Consider the following 15282-nt stretch of genomic DNA (forward strand, 5'->3'; position numbering starts at 1 on the left):
GTGACGCCGGAAGACGGGTTCAAGGCACTGACGTCAACGGCTAAAGGCCGAGGGTCTTTTTCGCGGCGGGCAGGGCATCGGCGCTGCCGTCCCTGGTCTTCACACCTGCAAGCCATGGCTCAATGGCGGATGGATTGGCTTTGAGCCACGCGGTCGCAGCCGCTTCACCCTCTGCGCCATCATTCAGGATCTTGCCCATGATCTCGTTTTCCATGGGCAGTGTGAATGACAGGTTTTTCAGGAAAGTGCCGACATTGGGGCACTCTTGCAGATAACCTGCGCGCACATTGGTGTAGATGGTGGCGCCGCCGAGATTGGGGCCGAAGACATCGTCACCGCCGGTGAGATAGGTCAGCTTGAAATTTGCGTTCATCGGGTGCGGTTCCCAGCCAAGAAAGACGATTGCGTCGCCAGACTTCTCAGCGCGTGCGACCTGCGCCAGCATGCCCTGTTCCGATGATTCAACAACGTCGAAGCTCTTGAGGCCAAACGTGTCCTTTTCCACCATGCCGAGGATCAGGCGATTGCCGTCATTGCCGGGCTCGATGCCGTAGATCTTGCCGCTCAGGGCGTCGCTATGGGTGGCGATATCCTTGAAATCCTTGATGCCAAGCTCTGCACCCTTGGCATTGGTCGCAAGCGTGTACTTCGCGCCGGTCAGGTTTTCGCGCACCGTCTCGACGGATTTGTCGTCACGATAGGCCTTGATATCGCCTTCCATCGTCGGCATCCAGTTGCCGAGGAAAACGTCGATATCCTTGTTTTTCAGGGAGGTGTATGTCACCGGCACCGAAAGAAGCTTCACGTCGGTCTCGTAGCCAAGGCTTTTCAGAATGACGGAGGCTGTTGCAGTGGTGGCGGTTATATCTGTCCAGCCCACATCCGAGAGGCGGACAGTTCCACAACTGGCCGGTTCTGCAGCGGAGGCGCTTGTGGTGAAGAGTGCCATTGCAGAAACTGCTGCGGCGAGGACCAGACAGCGGTGATTTTTTGCAAGCATTGCTTACTCCCTGTTTTTTAAGTTCCCTTGCCATTATCAATATCTTCGAAGCACAATCAACTCACGCGCAATTGCGACACGGCGAAAAAAAATACGTCGCACTTTAGGGTTGCGGCAAAAGCTGTGTTTATTGCCGCCATGGTCTTGCCCTTTGTCTGCTCCAGCCTGCAAAAGACGCCAACACAGGCCTGGAGGGCAAGATGGCAAAGCTCTATTTCAACTATGCGGCAATGAATGCCGGCAAATCCACCATGCTTTTGCAGGCGTCCTATAATTATCATGAGCGCGGCATGCGCACTGTGATTTTCACCGCTGCATTCGATAATCGCGCCGGCTTCGGCAAGGTTGCGTCTCGCATTGGCCTGTCTTCTGATGCGCTGGTGTTCGATGACAAGACAGATATCTTCAAGGTGGTGCAGGAACTGCATGCGCAAGAGCCTGTGGCCTGCGTCTTCATCGATGAGGCGAATTTTCTGTCGGAGCACCATGTCTGGCAGCTGGCCGCCATTGCCGACACTCTTGGCGTGCCGGTCATGGCCTATGGGCTGCGCACCGATTTCCAGGGCAAGCTTTTCCCGGCATCTAAAGAGCTTCTGGCGATTGCCGATGAGTTGCGCGAAATTCGCACGATATGCCATTGCGGGCGCAAGGCCTCGATGGTGGCGCGCTTCGATTCCGACGGCAAGGTCGTGAAGGAAGGCGCGCAGATTGATGTTGGCGGCAATGAGAAATACGTCTCCTTCTGCCGCCGCCACTGGGTAGAGGCCGTCAAAGGAGAATGAAATCCCGCTCTGCGACAGATTGGCCCATTTGATTTTGGTCAAGGACCGCAGCGCCGCGCAGGGATAGGACCGGTGACGAAGAGACCGCATTGTTGCGGTTTCGCACTGGAGTTAGCCTCATGACAAACACTGTTCTGCGCCTTTTGACCGGTATCGCGCTTGCCGGATTTCTGACCGTTCCTGCCATCTCTGCCGAGATCGAAATCAAGATGCTCAACAAAGGCGCTGATGGCAAGGCGATGGTGTTTGAACCAGCAGCCGTCAAGGCAAACATCGGCGATGTCATCACCTTCGTACCTGTCGACAAGGGCCATGATGCAGCGGCGGTTAAGGGCATGATCCCTGACGGTGCCGAGGAATTCAAGGGCAAGATGAACGAGGCCCTGAAGGTCACGCTTGAAAAAGAAGGGGCTTATGTCTTCAAGTGCACGCCTCACATGGGCATGGGCATGGTAGCACTTGTAGTGGTTGGCGATGCGCCTGCCAATCTGGATGCCGTCAAAGCTGGAAAGTTGCCCAAGAAGGCGCGCGACGTGCTGGATGCAGAGATCGCAACGCTCAATCTTTGATTTGCTGTTTTCATCTCCCGCATTGAGAAAAGGTCGCGCATATTGATATGAGCGGCGCTCTTGCGCGCCAACCGATTCGGGAGACGACCACTCATGGGAAAATTGCCGCCTTTTGATAGCCTGATAGAAAAGGCTAGAGGCGATGCGGAGCGGGTGCACGCACTTTCCGTGCAGCTCGCAGCCGCGCTGGGTGTCGTCCCCGAAGGCTCTTCAAACGGCGTCTACGAAAATGAGACTGCGCACATCGCACAACTGCGTGCCATGAAGGCGGACTTCGAAGCCGCTCTTTTGGCTCTCATTCACGATATCTCAGTGCGTACCGACCGTGCTTATGCTGCTTTCGATGCTGTTGACGAAGTGAGCGGCTTTCAGGCCTTCATGGCATTCTTCAGACGCAGGGAAGCGCCATCCTTCAAGGTCATCCGCACGAGAAAATTGGCCATTGCCGAGGGTCTGAGGATGCTGCTTCTGGAGGCTGCGACCGGGCACGGCCTGATCGATGACGCAAAAAAGTGGTTTTCTCCGTTGGTCCTCTCGTGCGAGCCGCAAATCCTGTCCAGCATGGAAAAGCGTCGCGGCATTGTGTCTGCCGTGGATGAGGCGCGGCAGCGCGACAGGGAGTTGGCAGCCTTGATCGGCACGGTGAGACGCAAGATCACCAATGCCAGCGATGAGGATCGCCAGCAAGCATTGCGGGCGGAGGAAGAGGAGGCTGGCACCCGCCATGCGGAAGTTCTGCTTGAGCGCGAGAAGCTGGCTGATGCCCATCAGATTCTTGATCGCCAGGCCGTACTGCTGGCTGATTTGATAGATGTGCTGAACGACCTCATGGTTGTCTTCACGCTCACCATCAACAAGATTTCTGTTGAGGCGGAGCGATGCATTCAACTCTATGATGCCGTTTATGGATCGATGGAACCGCTATTGGCGAATGCGCGCCCGCATTCCTCGAAAGCCGAAGATGAGCCTGACGCAATACCGCTTGGCGCTTTTCTGCCTTTGTTGATGCTACACACGCAGGGCACTGTGACCATGCAGGATATCGAGAAACGCAAGGCGCGGGCCGATCAGGCGCTGTCTTTACGCAGGTCCGACACAGCAAAAGCGGGTGCCCAATAAATCTGGTTGGGAAAAACGCTTGTTGTTCCGTTGTATCATGGCTTTCGGCACCATATGTGAAGGACGGTCGATCCGGTCTGGATCGTCATGGTTGTCGTACTGGAGTTCAGGCCGCCTTAATGGGTGGAATTCTCCAGCTTGGTCAAACTGGGCATAAGGTCTTTCGGGTCGCCACTTGGTTCCGGGCCATGCGCTAAGGAGAGTTCAACAATGCTCGATCCGGTCATCGCGTTTTTCAAGCGTATTTTCGCAGCGCTTGGGAGAGGTGCATCTGTTGTGATCGCATGGCTTTTCTGGCCGTTCCGCGCTGTGAGTGGCTGGTATGGAAACCGCCAGGGTTTCATCAAGGTGCCGATTGCCGCAGCGCTTGTCTTCCTCGTTGGCCTCTATGGGTATTTCATCTGGCAGACGCAGGTCTGGACCAACTTCAATCCTGATTACGTCAACAATTACAAATTTTCCGAACGGACGCTGGCCGCTGGCCAGGAGCTGCCGGTAGCAGCGGTCGCCCCCGCTGCAGCTCCGGCGTCGACCTCCAACTCTGAGACACCAGCCACTGCCACCGCGCCAGCGCCCGTTGTCGCGCAGGCGAGAAGCTGCCAGAGTTCGGCAATTGTCGATATGTCAGCGGATCTGATCGACTATAATGTGGACCAGAATTCATGGATTTCTTCCATGTTGCTATACCGTCTCGGCCTGTTCGGCATGGATTGGGACAGCACGCCGTTTCTGGATAACAAGGCGTCATTCCAGCGCGGCGTCAATCAGGCTGTCCGCCGGACTTCGGTCGAGCTGGTCGATTCGATCGGCCGAGTCCGTGGCACATCCGGTATTGACGCCAACTTGCAGAGCGCACGCGGCAATCTTCAGTTCGACGAATATTCCTGGTATTTCGGCCTGAACCCATTCGGCCCGAAGACGCCTAGCCCGAGCTACTACCGGTCTGCGGCTGAAAGCCTGCGCAAGTTCAATGTCAGCCTTTCGCAGTGCAATTCCGTATTCGATGGCCGCGCCGATAACCTCATCCAGTTCATTGATCGCATTGCCAACGATATTGGCGGGACATCAGCCATTCTTCGCGAGCGTTCGGAAAACTACAATGGCGGCTGGTTCGATACGCGGGCGGATGATCGGTTCTGGTTCGCTTACGGTCAGCTTTACGGCTATTACGGCATTCTCTCGGCTGCCGGCGCCGATTTTTCTCAGGTCATCCGTGAACGTAACCTGACGAGCCTGTGGAATGATACGCTGCTACAGACGCGCGCTGCGCTGCGTATTCAACCATTCATGATCTCGAATGGCGATGAGAGCGGCTGGATCATGCCATCACATCTGGCGACGATGGGCTTTTATGTGCTGAGAGTGCGCTCGAACCTTGTTGAACTCAGATCTGTTCTGGACAGATAAGATTCAGGCTGGCGCTTCCTTCGAGGGGGCGTCAGCTGATCAGCTTGAGGCGGATCGATTTAGCGACGAGTTGTGTGCGGTTGACGCAATCGAGTTTGCGGATAGCATTGTTCAGATAGGCATTGATCGTGTGATCGGACAGAGACAGAATCTGCCCGATTTCGGCTGATGTCTTGCCCTGAGATGTCCAGTGGATGACCTCAAGCTCACGCTTTGTCAGCTTGCGGGTCGCTGCCATTTCCGTCCGGCGCAATTGTTCATAGGCGTCGAACGCATGGATGGCAATCATGCCGATTTCATTCTTGGCAGTTTGCGACGGTTCTTCGCAACTCCCATCGAAACGCACCAGATGCCTGTCTCCGTTTACGGAGTTCGTTGGCACAAGCAGTCCGTTCGTAACGCCCGACTGCGTGAGCAGCGCGAGAATCCGTTTTACTTCCGGCTTGCTCTCATCGAGGTCTTTCATGTTCCATGATTGCGGGACCATGGATGTTGCTACCCTCGGCAGGACCGGGCAGTAACGGAGCAATAGCAGCTCATCATATTCGCGGATGAACCGCATCGGAAGGGATGTTTCGACGAGCGTTGTGGCAAGCAAATCTTCGCCGATGCGCGGCACGCGCATCAAGCTTGCATAGGTATAGCCGAATTCCTTTGCAGCGCCCTGAAGAACTTGCAACCAACGCGGGCGGCTCTCTGCCGCCGATAACTCTCTACCAATCAGTGATTGCCGTTCGAGCGCGATCATAATGTTTTCGTTCATAAAATTACTATGTTAACGGTGACAAATATACAAATCCTCCGAAAATTCCACTCTTTATTTCAAGTTTGGTTCCTTGTTCAGACATTATTCCAAATACTTTTAATTCAAATGACTTCTTAAAAAACCTTGACGTCACTTTGCATTTGCAATGGCGCGCATCACTACAGGATAGGCGCCAATGTTTTCTTTAAGATTTAAATAAAAGTCTAATAATATCTTCTCGATTTTATAAATCCGACTTTTCTTTTACATTCTTTGTCTTGGACATCAACTGTTCGAGATAGCCAAGCATCACCGCAGAGACCACAAATGCTAGATGGATGATCGTAAACCACATCAGCTTGCTGTCTGAATACTGGTTCGCATTCAAGAAAATCTGCAGGAGGTGGATAGAGGAGATGGCAACGATGGATGACGCAACCTTGATCTTGAGGCTACCCGCATCCAGCTTGCCGAGGAACGAAACCTTGTCTTCGCCTTCGTCGAACCGGCTGACGAAGTTCTCGTAGCCGGAGATCATCACCATAACGATCAGGCTTGCCACCAGTGCGGCGTCAATTAGCGCCAGCATTGCCAGAATCATCTCTGCATCCGTGTAGACGAAAACATTCCCCGCGATTTTCAGGAATTTGAATCCGAAGGAAATGGCATAGACGGCCAGAGCAGCCACCAGGCCCAGGTAAAACACGACGAGAAGCCATCGGCTGGACAATATGATGCGTTCAACGAGTAGCTCCAGAGATTTCATCGGATCTTTCCAGATTGGTTGAATGGGTGAACAATGGCTTTTCGTGCACTGATCTAGGCAGTCTCCCAAAAAGGTTCAAGGTTGCTATCAAACCGCGCCGCACGGGAATGTAGGCGTAATATTTCTGCAACAGTGAGGCGCCCTGAGATATATGAGACAAAAAATCATATTTTAATAATTGACTCTAATAATCATGTTTTATAGGTCTCGAACCACGGCGGGGCCGTGAAGATTTAAGGGTATTTATCAAGCCACATTGCGACGGCACCTCGCGTTGCCGCGCGCTTTCGTGTGCTCGCATTCAGGGGGTTCCAATGACGATCCGCGGTTCTCAATCAGCCTTGCTGGTTTGCACAGCTATGGCGCTCGTTTCCAGCAATTCCGCAGGTCATGCTCAGGAAACAACTGCTCAAAACAACGGCACGACCGTTCTCGAGCGCATTACGGTCAAGGGCAAGCGCGTCAAGGCGGGCGATGTTGCAGCCAACACGCCGCTGGCAAGCAGGACGACTGCGGAAGAGATCAGAAAAAAAGACATTACGAGCCTTGGTGATCTCGGCAACACCACAGAACCCGGTGTTGATTACGTGGATCCCAAGCCTGGTCGGATTGGTGGATTGTTCGTGCGTGGTCTCGGCGGAGCTCGCGTTGTCACGCTTGTGGACGGCATTCCTATTCCGTTTTTCGAAAATTTTGCCCGCGCAGGTCAGGCAACGTCGACCATGAGCAGCGGTGCCTCCAGCTTTGATTTCTCGGCTCTTTCTGCTGTCGACGTCATCCGTGGCTCCGATTCTAGCCGCATCGGCTCAGGTGCGCTGGCCGGTGCGTTGGTCTTGAAAACACTGGAACCAGAAGATCTGATCAAGGATGGGCGTGACTGGGGCGGTGTTGCCAAGCTGACCTATGATAGCGAAGACAAGAGTGTTGGTGGAGCCGTTGGCGTTGCGCGCAGGATCGAGAACACCTCTGTTCTCTTCCAGGGCGCGTACAAGCGCGGGCAGGAAACAGATAACAATGGATCCAACGATATCCTTGGAATTCGTCGCACCACTCCAAACCCCGGTGATTACGATCAGAATAACCTGCTGTTCAAGCTCCGGCAGGATCTAGAAGGTGGCCATCGTATCGGTTTTACGGCCGAGCGTTTCCAGTTGAAAAGCGACACGGATCTGAAGACGCTGCACGGCACATATCTGCCCGGCGCCTATTCCGGTTATGATGATACGTTGCGCGAAAGATTGTCGATCGATTACGAGTTCGAGGCGCCATCGGCGGATATGTTGATCGATTCAGCCCGTCTGACTGGCTACTGGCAGGCCTTGTCTAAAGAGTCCGGTTCGGGTGGTTTGCAGCTTAGCAATGCTCCTATCGCTCGTGATGATTCCATGCGCGAAAGCACGTTTGGTCTCACCGGCGGTTTGGTTTCCACCTTTGACACGGAAAATCTCAATCACACGGTCCGTATTGGCGGAGATGTCTCGGTCTTCGACTTCAAAGAGTGGTTCACCTCGGTCACGGGGGCGTCCTCAGCCGCCTCCTCGGCAGATATTCCGCATGTCGATGGCCGTCGTGTTGGACTTTACGCAGAAGACGAAATTGCTTTCGCCAATACTGGCTTTCGTCTGACGCCCGGCATCCGCTTCGACTATTTCGACTACGACCCATCAGGCGATATCGCTACGCATTCGGCCTATGCGACGCTGGGCCTTCCCAAAGATCGGGATGGTTCGCGCTTCTCGCCAAAGCTCATGGCAAGCTATGATCTGACGCCCGAGGTAGAACTGTTTGCGCAGTGGTCGATGGCTTACCGCGCACCAACCGTGAATGAGCTTTATCTCAGCTTCCCCAGCATCTCGCGTGGTTATTCAGTTGAGGGAAATCCTGAGCTCGAGCCGGAAACCAGCAATGGCTTCGAGATTGGTGCGAATTACGATACTGCCGATCTGAAAGGTCGGGTTGCGGTATTCCACAACAAATACAAGAACTTTATCGAGCAATATCAGACGACGACAAGCCTGTTTCCAACCCCCGCAACGCCGGGTGTTCCTGGCTCGGGCAGCCCCTTTGGTTCGCTGTTTACCTATCGCAACCGGGCCCATGTTGAAATATCCGGTGTCGAAGCGAAGGTCCGCAAAGAATTTGCCAATGGCTTCTTCGCGCATGGATCGCTTGCATACGCCTACGGCAAGGACACCGACAACAACGAGTTGATCCGCACGGTGGCTCCATTCAAGTCTGTTTTGGGTGTAGGATATTCTGCTGAAGTCTGGGGCACAGAGTTGACCGGCATCTTCACTTCCGGAATGCGTGACGACCACAAGGCCAACACCTTCGATGCGCCCGGCTATGGCATTGCAAACCTGACTGCTTGGTGGGAGCCAGAGCAGACAAAGGGACTGCGTATCCAGGCAGGCGTCTACAATCTGTTTGATAGGAAGTATTGGAATGCAGTCGGGGTGCGCGATGTCAATCCGACGACTGTGTCGAGTGCCAACCAGCCGGTCGATTTCTATTCCGAAGCCGGTCGCTCCTTCAAGGTCTCTCTCACGCAAACGTTCTAGTGAGCGAGTTTTTCAGCAAAGGAAAGGCGGGGCTACGTGTCCCGCCTTTTCCGTTTTAACGGCAATATAAGTACCCGCCCTTGCGCTCCAGCACATCCATATGGAGGTGATCCTGGTGGGTGGCGTCGCTGCCGGGAGAGAGAACGGTGCGGAAGAAGAGGCATGCGGCGGTGGTAATGGTGCGCTGGAACGCGCCTTCCATGGTGCCGTCTTCGCCACGCGGCTTCATGACAAGCGGTTCGCCCTTGTCGAAGGTCAGTGTCGCAATATCGACAGCACTGCCTTTTGCGTGTTCGGAAATCTTGCCGGTGCTTGCACTGTTGCGGTTGCGGCAAATATAGGTCGAGGCATTGCCGAAGGCGGTGACGCTTCTGTCTGGCAAAGCGATTTTTGCCGTCGGGACCACAACGTTCTTGGCCCAGCGCGAGAGCGCAAGGGCTGCTTCACAGCGCATCGTGCCTTCCGGCTCCAGTTTGATGCCGGGGATCACCACGGAGAGTTCGAGCGGCGAAGCGATGCCGCAGCCGTCCTCTTCACCCGGGATCGGCGGAAGTTCCTTGAATTGCGCACCTAGCTCTTTGAGTTCTGTAAGGCAGGCTTTGAGCTCTTCGGGATTTTCTGCCTTTACCGGATCGCGCGGCGGCTCTTCAGGCTTTTTCTCGTCTTCTTTCTTTGGCTCATCCGGCTTTGCGCTGGGTTCCGGTTTTTCCTCCGGCTTCGGCACGGTGCTTTCTGCAGGTGGTGGAACCGGCGCGTCCTCTGCTTTTTTCTCCGTAGGAGAAGCAGTAGGGGCGGCTGCGGGCGCTGCGTCCTGCTGCTCCGGTTTGGGCTGGGGAACCGGCACATCCTGCGGCGGTTGCGAGGCGGAGATCAGCAGCCCACTGGCTGCGATTATCATAAGGCGGAAAAGCATGTGACCGATCAGTCCCCCATTGCGGCACAGGCTCAACGCTTCAACATGCTTTCGGTTCAAATCCGCTTGCCATCGCGTGCGGTTGCCGCTAACAATTTGCTCCATGAACACACAGTCGAAGAACATTGCTATCTGGTGGTGGGGCAGCTTTACGCGGCCTTGAGCACCCATGTCCTAGACTAAGTCCAAGCCGCCCGAAGTTTCAGGCGGCTTTTTTGTTTTATGCCGCCCTCTCATCGGGCTTTAGAAACGGGAAGCGGAAGAGATGGTAACGATTATTCAGGATGACGGCTCGGAAACATACGAGACCAAGGGCGGCGTGAAAGTGACACGTCAGCGCCGTCCCGCAGAGTACGCAACGGCAATCGACAGCTATGTATCGGGGCTGGATGAGCGCCGGGGTGTGGTCTTTTCGTCAAACTATGAATATCCCGGTCGCTATACCCGTTGGGATACCGCCATCATCGACCCGCCGCTTGGCATTTCCTGCTTTGGCCGCACCATGTGGATCGAAGCCTATAATGGCCGTGGCGAAGCGCTTCTGTCGTTCATCACCGAGAAGCTGAAGGCAACGCCTGATCTGACGCTCGGCGCCTCCACCGCCCGCCGTCTGGACCTCGCCGTCAACGAGCCGGACCGGGTGTTTACGGAAGAAGAACGCTCGAAAATCCCAACCGTGTTTACGGCCCTTCGCGCCATTGTGGACCTGTTCTATTCCAGCGCCGATTCGGCCATCGGTCTGTTCGGGGCCTTCGGTTACGATCTTGCTTTCCAGTTCGACGCCATCAAGCTCTCGCTGGAGCGCCCCGAAGACCAGCGCGACATGGTTCTGTTTTTGCCCGATGAGATTCTCGTGGTGGATCACCATTCCGCAAAGGCCTGGATCGACCGTTATGATTTCGAAAAGGACGGCGTCACCACCTTTGGCAAGCCTCAGGATATCGCGCCTGAGCCATTCGTAAAGACGGACACCATTCCGCCGCGCGGAGATCACCACCCCGGCGAATATGCGCAGCTGGTGACGCACGCCAAGGAAAGCTTCCGTCGGGGCGATTTGTTTGAGGTTGTGCCCGGCCAGAAATTCATGGAGCGCTGCGACAGCAATCCTTCGGCCATTTCGCGCCGTTTGAAAGCCATCAATCCATCGCCTTACTCCTTCTTCATCAACCTTGGCCATCAGGAATATCTGGTTGGCGCTTCGCCGGAAATGTTCGTGCGCGTCTCCGGTCGCCGCATCGAGACATGCCCGATTTCAGGCACCATCAAGCGCGGCGAAGACCCGATTGCCGATAGTGAGCAGATCCTCAAGTTGCTCAATTCCAAGAAGGATGAGTCGGAGCTGACCATGTGCTCCGACGTTGACCGTAACGACAAGAGCCGCGTGTGCGAGCCGGGATCGGTGAAGGTCATCGGTCGCCGCCAGATCGAGATGTATTCGCGCCTCATCCACACGGTTGACCACATTGAAGGCCGCCTGCGCGACGATATGGATGCGTTTGATGGCTTCCTGTCTCACGCATGGGCTGTCACCGTTACCGGTGCGCCAAAGCTCTGGGCCATGCGCTTCATCGAAGCCCATGAGAAGAGCTCGCGCGTCTGGTATGGCGGCGCCATCGGCATGGTCGGCTTCAACGGTGATATGAATACGGGCATGACGTTGCGCACCATCCGCATTAAGGATGGCATTGCGGAGGTGCGGGCAGGGGCCACCTTGCTCAACGATTCCAACCCGCAGGAAGAAGAAGCCGAAACCGAATTGAAGGCATCAGCCATGATATCTGCCATTCGCGATGCAAAGGGCCAGAACTCCGCAGCGACCCAACGGGATTCTGCCAAGGTCGGCACCGGCGTCAAAATCCTGCTGGTCGACCATGAAGACAGCTTTGTGCATACGCTGGCCAACTACTTCCGCCAGACGGGCGCCACGGTCTCCACCGTGCGCTCTCCGGTGGCAGCAGAAGTGTTTGATCGCTTCCAGCCTGACCTCGTCGTCCTGTCTCCCGGACCGGGCAACCCAAGCGATTTCGATTGCAAGGCGACGATCAAGGCGGCACGGTCCCGCGATCTGCCGATCTTCGGTGTATGCCTTGGTCTTCAGGCGCTGGCGGAAGCCTATGGCGGCGAGCTTCGTCAACTGGCCGTTCCCATGCACGGTAAGCCATCGCGCATTCGCGTACTGGAACCCGGTCTGGTGTTTTCAGGCCTCGGCAAGGAAGTCACCGTGGGTCGTTACCATTCGATTTTTGCCGACCCGGCGACGCTTCACCGCGATTTCATCATCACCGCAGAAAGCGAAGATGGCACGATCATGGGCATCGAGCACAGCAAGGAACCGGTCGCAGCCGTTCAGTTCCACCCGGAATCCATCATGACGCTGGGCGGCGATGCTGGCATGCGGATGATCGAAAACGTGGTGACGCATCTGGTGCGGAAGGCAAAGACCAAAGCTGCCTGAGGGCATCAAAGACAATCGGCGGCGTATTCAAGCGCCGCCGTTTCCCTTTAGCGACGTGGGTGATGCTGAGTGAAGGCCTTCAAATATCTGAGCATCGCGTTCACGCTTATTCTCTGCATCATCGCGCTGGGCACGCTGGTTCCCGCACCCGTAGCCAAAGACCACGCATCTGTGGCCGCGCAGCCATCGCGCCGCATCCTCATTCTCGATAATCCCATCCACACGGATATCGCCCTGCCGGTTGATGCCGAGCTGCTGGAGCGTTTTGCGTTCTTGCGTGAGGCAAGCCTTGCTATTGAGGAGCCCGGCGTGCGGTATCTCATTTTCGGCTGGGGCGGGCGGGCATTTTACACGCAAACGCCGACATGGGCCGATTTGAAGCCGTTGCCGGTGTTGAAAAGTCTGACGCTCGACCGCTCGGTCATGCACATCGCCCTTGCAGGCGAGATTTCCCCCACCGAACCCCATGTCGCGGCGCTCGATCTTTCTGAGAATGGGTATCGGGATATGTTGGATTTCATTCTTGGCAGCTTTGCTGAGGTCGAAGGCAAAAGAATACCGCTCATCGGGCAGTCCTACGGACAATATGACGTGTTTTTCGAGGCGAATGGGTATTTCAACGTCCTGCTCGGCTGCAACACCTGGACGGCGGCAGCACTTCGGCAAGCTGGTCTGCGTACCGGGTGGTGGACGCCTTTGCCGCCACTGCTTTCTGCCTCACTGTGGTTGCACAACGATGCTGCTCCATCGTTGACAAGAACACAGCGATGACCACAATCTGGATTTCTTTGGACAGGGGCGCGCGACGATGATCGACTTTCACCAGCTATTGCTGGTCTACATTGCTTATATCATCGCCGTGGCCAGTCCCGGCCCCAGCAACATGACCATCATGGGCATCGCCATGAGCCGTGGTCGGGCACCGGCGCTCGTTCTGGCCATGGGCGTCATGACCGGCTCGCTGTTCTGGGCAGCGCTCACCGCCACCGGACTTTCCGCCGTTCTGGCGACCTATGCCAACGCTCTGTTTTTCATTAAGATCGCAGGCGGCATCTATCTTCTCTATCTCGCCTATAAATCTGCGCGTTCAGCTTTCTCTCCAGCGGCTGCTCAGGCCATTGTCGATGAAACACCAGTCGGTCGCGCTGAATACTGGCAGCTCTACCGTCGCGGCTTGTTGCTGCACCTGACGAACCCCAAGGCCATTCTCGGCTGGATCGCCATCATGTCGCTGGCTCTGAAACCGGGCGCTGGCGCCTCGACGCTTGTCGCCATCATCGGCGGCTGTGGCTTGCTGGGCATGGTCATATTCTGCGGTTACGCGCTGGTCTTTTCCACAGCCCCGGCCATCCGTATTTACCAGCGCTCCAAGCGCTACATTGAAACGGTTCTTGCGTTGTTTTTTACCTTTGCCGGTATCAAGTTGCTAATAAGCCGCGTGTAATCTCTTGACCTGGCGACGGCTTTAATCATAGAAGCCGCTTAAATGAACCGCGCGCACGGAGCCATCCGTGCGCGCGGTTCGTGCGTTTTGGGGTCCAATTCTGCAATTCATTCGCAACCGCATGGGGACAGGACATGAACGAACAGGGTCACGCGCTCGTCAGGAAACTCGCTTTCTGGGGCATCCCGTTTTCCATTATGGTGTTGTGCCTGAAGCTATCTGCCTGGTGGGTCACCGGCTCGGTCGCGCTGTTGTCGGATGGCCTGGAATCCACCGTGAATGTGGTCGCGGCCTTCATCGCCTATTTCGTGATCCGCTACGCGCAAAAGCCCGCCGATGACGATCACCAGTTCGGTCATCACAAGGCGGAATATCTGTCCGCTGTGGTCGAGGGCGTGCTGATCGTCGTTGCAGCTCTTCTCATCGTCAAGGAAGCGTGGAGTGGCCTGATGGCGCCACGCCTGCCGGATGCACCGGCGCTTGGTCTCGCCATCAACGCCTTTGCTGGTATTTTAAATGGCATATGGGCAACGATTCTCATCCGCGTTGGAAAGAAGCATTCCTCTCCGGCACTTCTGGCAGATGGACACCACATCATGTCGGATGTGGTCACCTCGGGTGGTGTTCTGATCGGTCTGGTTCTGGCAATCATGACGGGCTACGCCATTCTTGATCCGGTTCTGGCTATTGTCGTTGCCATCAACATCCTGTTTCAGGGTTCCAAGGTCATTCTGCATTCCCTCGGCGGCCTTATGGACCGTGCTGTGGAGCCGGACGAAGATGTGGCTATCAAGAAAGCCATTGCGGAGAACTCGACTGGCATTCTCGGCGTCCATGACCTCAAGACGCGCAGGGCAGGGGCGGTTGCCTTTATCGATTTTCACGTGGTGGTTCCCTCGGCCTTATCCGTGGGAGCAGCGCATGAAATTTGCGACCGGCTTGAAGATGCCATAAAGGGCGTGATACCCGGTGCCGTCCTCGCCATTCATGTGGAGCCTGAAAGTGAACAGGCTCATGGCGTTCGGGTAGAGTTTCAAGAAGCAGGAGTTTGAACCATGTCAGTCACGGATGTTTCCGGCCTGTCGCAGCTGGGCGCGCAAGTCGCTTCCCCCGAAAGCCCTGAAAAGGCCGTTCTGGAAAAAGTGCCGAATGGCAATGCCGGTACGGATTATGTCGTGCGCTTCACTGCGCCGGAATTCACGTCGCTTTGCCCCATGACCGGGCAGCCGGATTTTGCCCATATCGTCATCGACTACATTCCCGGTGATTTTCTCGTGGAATCCAAGTCGTTGAAGCTTTTTCTGCATTCCTTCCGCAATCATGGTGCGTTTCATGAGGACTGCTCGGTTTATATCGCCAAGCGCCTTGTAGACCTGCTTCAACCCAAGTGGCTGCGAATCGGCGCTTACTGGTATCCACGCGGCGGTATCCCAATCGACGTATTCTGGCAGACCGGCGCACCGCCAGAGGGCGTCTGGCTTCCCGAGCAGGGGGTCGCGACCTATCGCGGTCGCGGCTAAC

15 protein-coding genes are annotated in these 15282 nt (G+C 55.7%); 11 read left to right on the forward strand and 4 right to left on the reverse strand.

From position 1 onward, the window contains the following. Positions 1-40: 40 nt before the first annotated feature. Positions 41-1000 (reverse strand): choline ABC transporter substrate-binding protein, encoded by a 960-nt coding sequence (locus IFT53_RS07190; RefSeq protein WP_192064232.1) that lies wholly within the window; start codon positions 998-1000, stop codon positions 41-43. A 200-nt stretch (positions 1001-1200) separates the two neighbouring features. Between IFT53_RS07190 and IFT53_RS07195 the strand changes: the two genes are divergently transcribed. The 4 genes from IFT53_RS07195 (at position 1201) to IFT53_RS07210 (ending at position 4877) form a co-directional block, all read left to right on the forward strand. After that, complete coding sequence (locus IFT53_RS07195; protein ID WP_192064231.1) at positions 1201-1782, forward strand: thymidine kinase; 582 nt, start codon at positions 1201-1203, stop codon at positions 1780-1782. Between the two features lie 119 nt (positions 1783-1901). After that, a complete protein-coding gene (locus tag IFT53_RS07200) occupies positions 1902-2351 on the forward strand; it encodes a pseudoazurin (protein WP_192064230.1) in 450 nt (149 codons plus the stop codon). Between the two features lie 93 nt (positions 2352-2444). Beyond that, entirely contained in the window at positions 2445-3470 is a 1026-nt protein-coding gene (locus IFT53_RS07205) for a hypothetical protein (protein ID WP_192064229.1), read from the forward strand. Positions 3471-3680: 210 nt separating this feature from the next. Next, positions 3681-4877 carry a DUF2333 family protein gene (locus tag IFT53_RS07210; protein ID WP_192064228.1) on the forward strand — a complete coding sequence of 399 codons (1197 nt, stop codon included), beginning with the start codon at positions 3681-3683 and terminating at the stop codon, positions 4875-4877. Positions 4878-4908: 31 nt separating this feature from the next. On the opposite strand, the gene IFT53_RS07215 is transcribed toward IFT53_RS07210, so the two are convergent. After that, the gene (locus tag IFT53_RS07215) at positions 4909-5625 is read right to left on the reverse strand and encodes a helix-turn-helix transcriptional regulator (RefSeq protein ID WP_192064227.1); all 717 of its coding nucleotides are present in this window, start codon (positions 5623-5625) and stop codon (positions 4909-4911) included. A 241-nt stretch (positions 5626-5866) separates the two neighbouring features. Beyond that, positions 5867-6388, reverse strand: coding sequence for a TIGR00645 family protein (locus IFT53_RS07220; protein ID WP_082249857.1), 522 nt, complete (start codon positions 6386-6388; stop codon positions 5867-5869). A gap of 314 nt (positions 6389-6702) precedes the next feature. On the opposite strand from IFT53_RS07220, the gene IFT53_RS07225 reads away from it, so the two are divergent. Next, positions 6703-8949, forward strand: coding sequence for a TonB-dependent hemoglobin/transferrin/lactoferrin family receptor (locus IFT53_RS07225; protein WP_192064226.1), 2247 nt, complete (start codon positions 6703-6705; stop codon positions 8947-8949). A gap of 55 nt (positions 8950-9004) precedes the next feature. On the opposite strand, the gene IFT53_RS07230 is transcribed toward IFT53_RS07225, so the two are convergent. After that, the gene (locus tag IFT53_RS07230) at positions 9005-9862 is read right to left on the reverse strand and encodes an extensin-like domain-containing protein (protein WP_192064225.1); all 858 of its coding nucleotides are present in this window, start codon (positions 9860-9862) and stop codon (positions 9005-9007) included. On the opposite strand from IFT53_RS07230, the gene IFT53_RS07235 reads away from it, so the two are divergent. The 6 genes from IFT53_RS07235 (at position 9863) to queF (ending at position 15281) form a co-directional block, all read left to right on the forward strand. Continuing rightward, positions 9863-10045 carry a hypothetical protein gene (locus IFT53_RS07235; RefSeq protein WP_192064224.1) on the forward strand — a complete coding sequence of 61 codons (183 nt, stop codon included), beginning with the start codon at positions 9863-9865 and terminating at the stop codon, positions 10043-10045. Between the two features lie 82 nt (positions 10046-10127). Next, entirely contained in the window at positions 10128-12317 is a 2190-nt protein-coding gene (locus IFT53_RS07240; protein ID WP_192064223.1) for an anthranilate synthase, read from the forward strand. Positions 12318-12386: 69 nt separating this feature from the next. Beyond that, a complete protein-coding gene (locus tag IFT53_RS07245) occupies positions 12387-13088 on the forward strand; it encodes a TIGR02117 family protein (protein WP_192064222.1) in 702 nt (233 codons plus the stop codon). 37 nt (positions 13089-13125) lie between these two features. Continuing rightward, the gene (locus IFT53_RS07250; protein ID WP_192064221.1) at positions 13126-13761 is read left to right on the forward strand and encodes a LysE family translocator; all 636 of its coding nucleotides are present in this window, start codon (positions 13126-13128) and stop codon (positions 13759-13761) included. Between the two features lie 134 nt (positions 13762-13895). Next, positions 13896-14813 carry a cation diffusion facilitator family transporter gene (locus IFT53_RS07255; RefSeq protein WP_192064220.1) on the forward strand — a complete coding sequence of 306 codons (918 nt, stop codon included), beginning with the start codon at positions 13896-13898 and terminating at the stop codon, positions 14811-14813. 3 nt (positions 14814-14816) lie between these two features. After that, on the forward strand, positions 14817-15281 hold the full coding sequence (queF, locus tag IFT53_RS07260) for a preQ(1) synthase (RefSeq protein WP_042617345.1): 465 nt from the start codon (positions 14817-14819) through the stop codon (positions 15279-15281). Position 15282 lies beyond the last annotated feature (1 nt).

The organism is Rhizobium sp. CFBP 13644 (assembly GCF_014842165.1).
Classification (GTDB): domain Bacteria; phylum Pseudomonadota; class Alphaproteobacteria; order Rhizobiales; family Rhizobiaceae; genus Agrobacterium; species Agrobacterium tumefaciens_C.

Excerpts from the sequence above, each read along its gene's own strand:
- IFT53_RS07215 (WP_192064227.1), bottom strand. The coding sequence starts at position 5,625 with ATGATCGCGCTCGAACGGCAATCACTGATTGGTAGAGAGTTATCGGCG.
- IFT53_RS07200 (WP_192064230.1), top strand. The coding sequence starts at position 1,902 with ATGACAAACACTGTTCTGCGCCTTTTGACCGGTATCGCGCTTGCCGGA.
- IFT53_RS07190 (WP_192064232.1), bottom strand. The coding sequence starts at position 1,000 with ATGCTTGCAAAAAATCACCGCTGTCTGGTCCTCGCCGCAGCAGTTTCT.
- IFT53_RS07195 (WP_192064231.1), top strand. The coding sequence starts at position 1,201 with ATGGCAAAGCTCTATTTCAACTATGCGGCAATGAATGCCGGCAAATCC.
- queF (WP_042617345.1), top strand. The coding sequence starts at position 14,817 with ATGTCAGTCACGGATGTTTCCGGCCTGTCGCAGCTGGGCGCGCAAGTC.
- IFT53_RS07230 (WP_192064225.1), bottom strand. The coding sequence starts at position 9,862 with ATGCTTTTCCGCCTTATGATAATCGCAGCCAGTGGGCTGCTGATCTCC.
- IFT53_RS07240 (WP_192064223.1), top strand. The coding sequence starts at position 10,128 with ATGGTAACGATTATTCAGGATGACGGCTCGGAAACATACGAGACCAAG.
- IFT53_RS07205 (WP_192064229.1), top strand. The coding sequence starts at position 2,445 with ATGGGAAAATTGCCGCCTTTTGATAGCCTGATAGAAAAGGCTAGAGGC.
- IFT53_RS07225 (WP_192064226.1), top strand. The coding sequence starts at position 6,703 with ATGACGATCCGCGGTTCTCAATCAGCCTTGCTGGTTTGCACAGCTATG.
- IFT53_RS07255 (WP_192064220.1), top strand. The coding sequence starts at position 13,896 with ATGAACGAACAGGGTCACGCGCTCGTCAGGAAACTCGCTTTCTGGGGC.
- IFT53_RS07210 (WP_192064228.1), top strand. The coding sequence starts at position 3,681 with ATGCTCGATCCGGTCATCGCGTTTTTCAAGCGTATTTTCGCAGCGCTT.
- IFT53_RS07250 (WP_192064221.1), top strand. The coding sequence starts at position 13,126 with ATGATCGACTTTCACCAGCTATTGCTGGTCTACATTGCTTATATCATC.
- IFT53_RS07220 (WP_082249857.1), bottom strand. The coding sequence starts at position 6,388 with ATGAAATCTCTGGAGCTACTCGTTGAACGCATCATATTGTCCAGCCGA.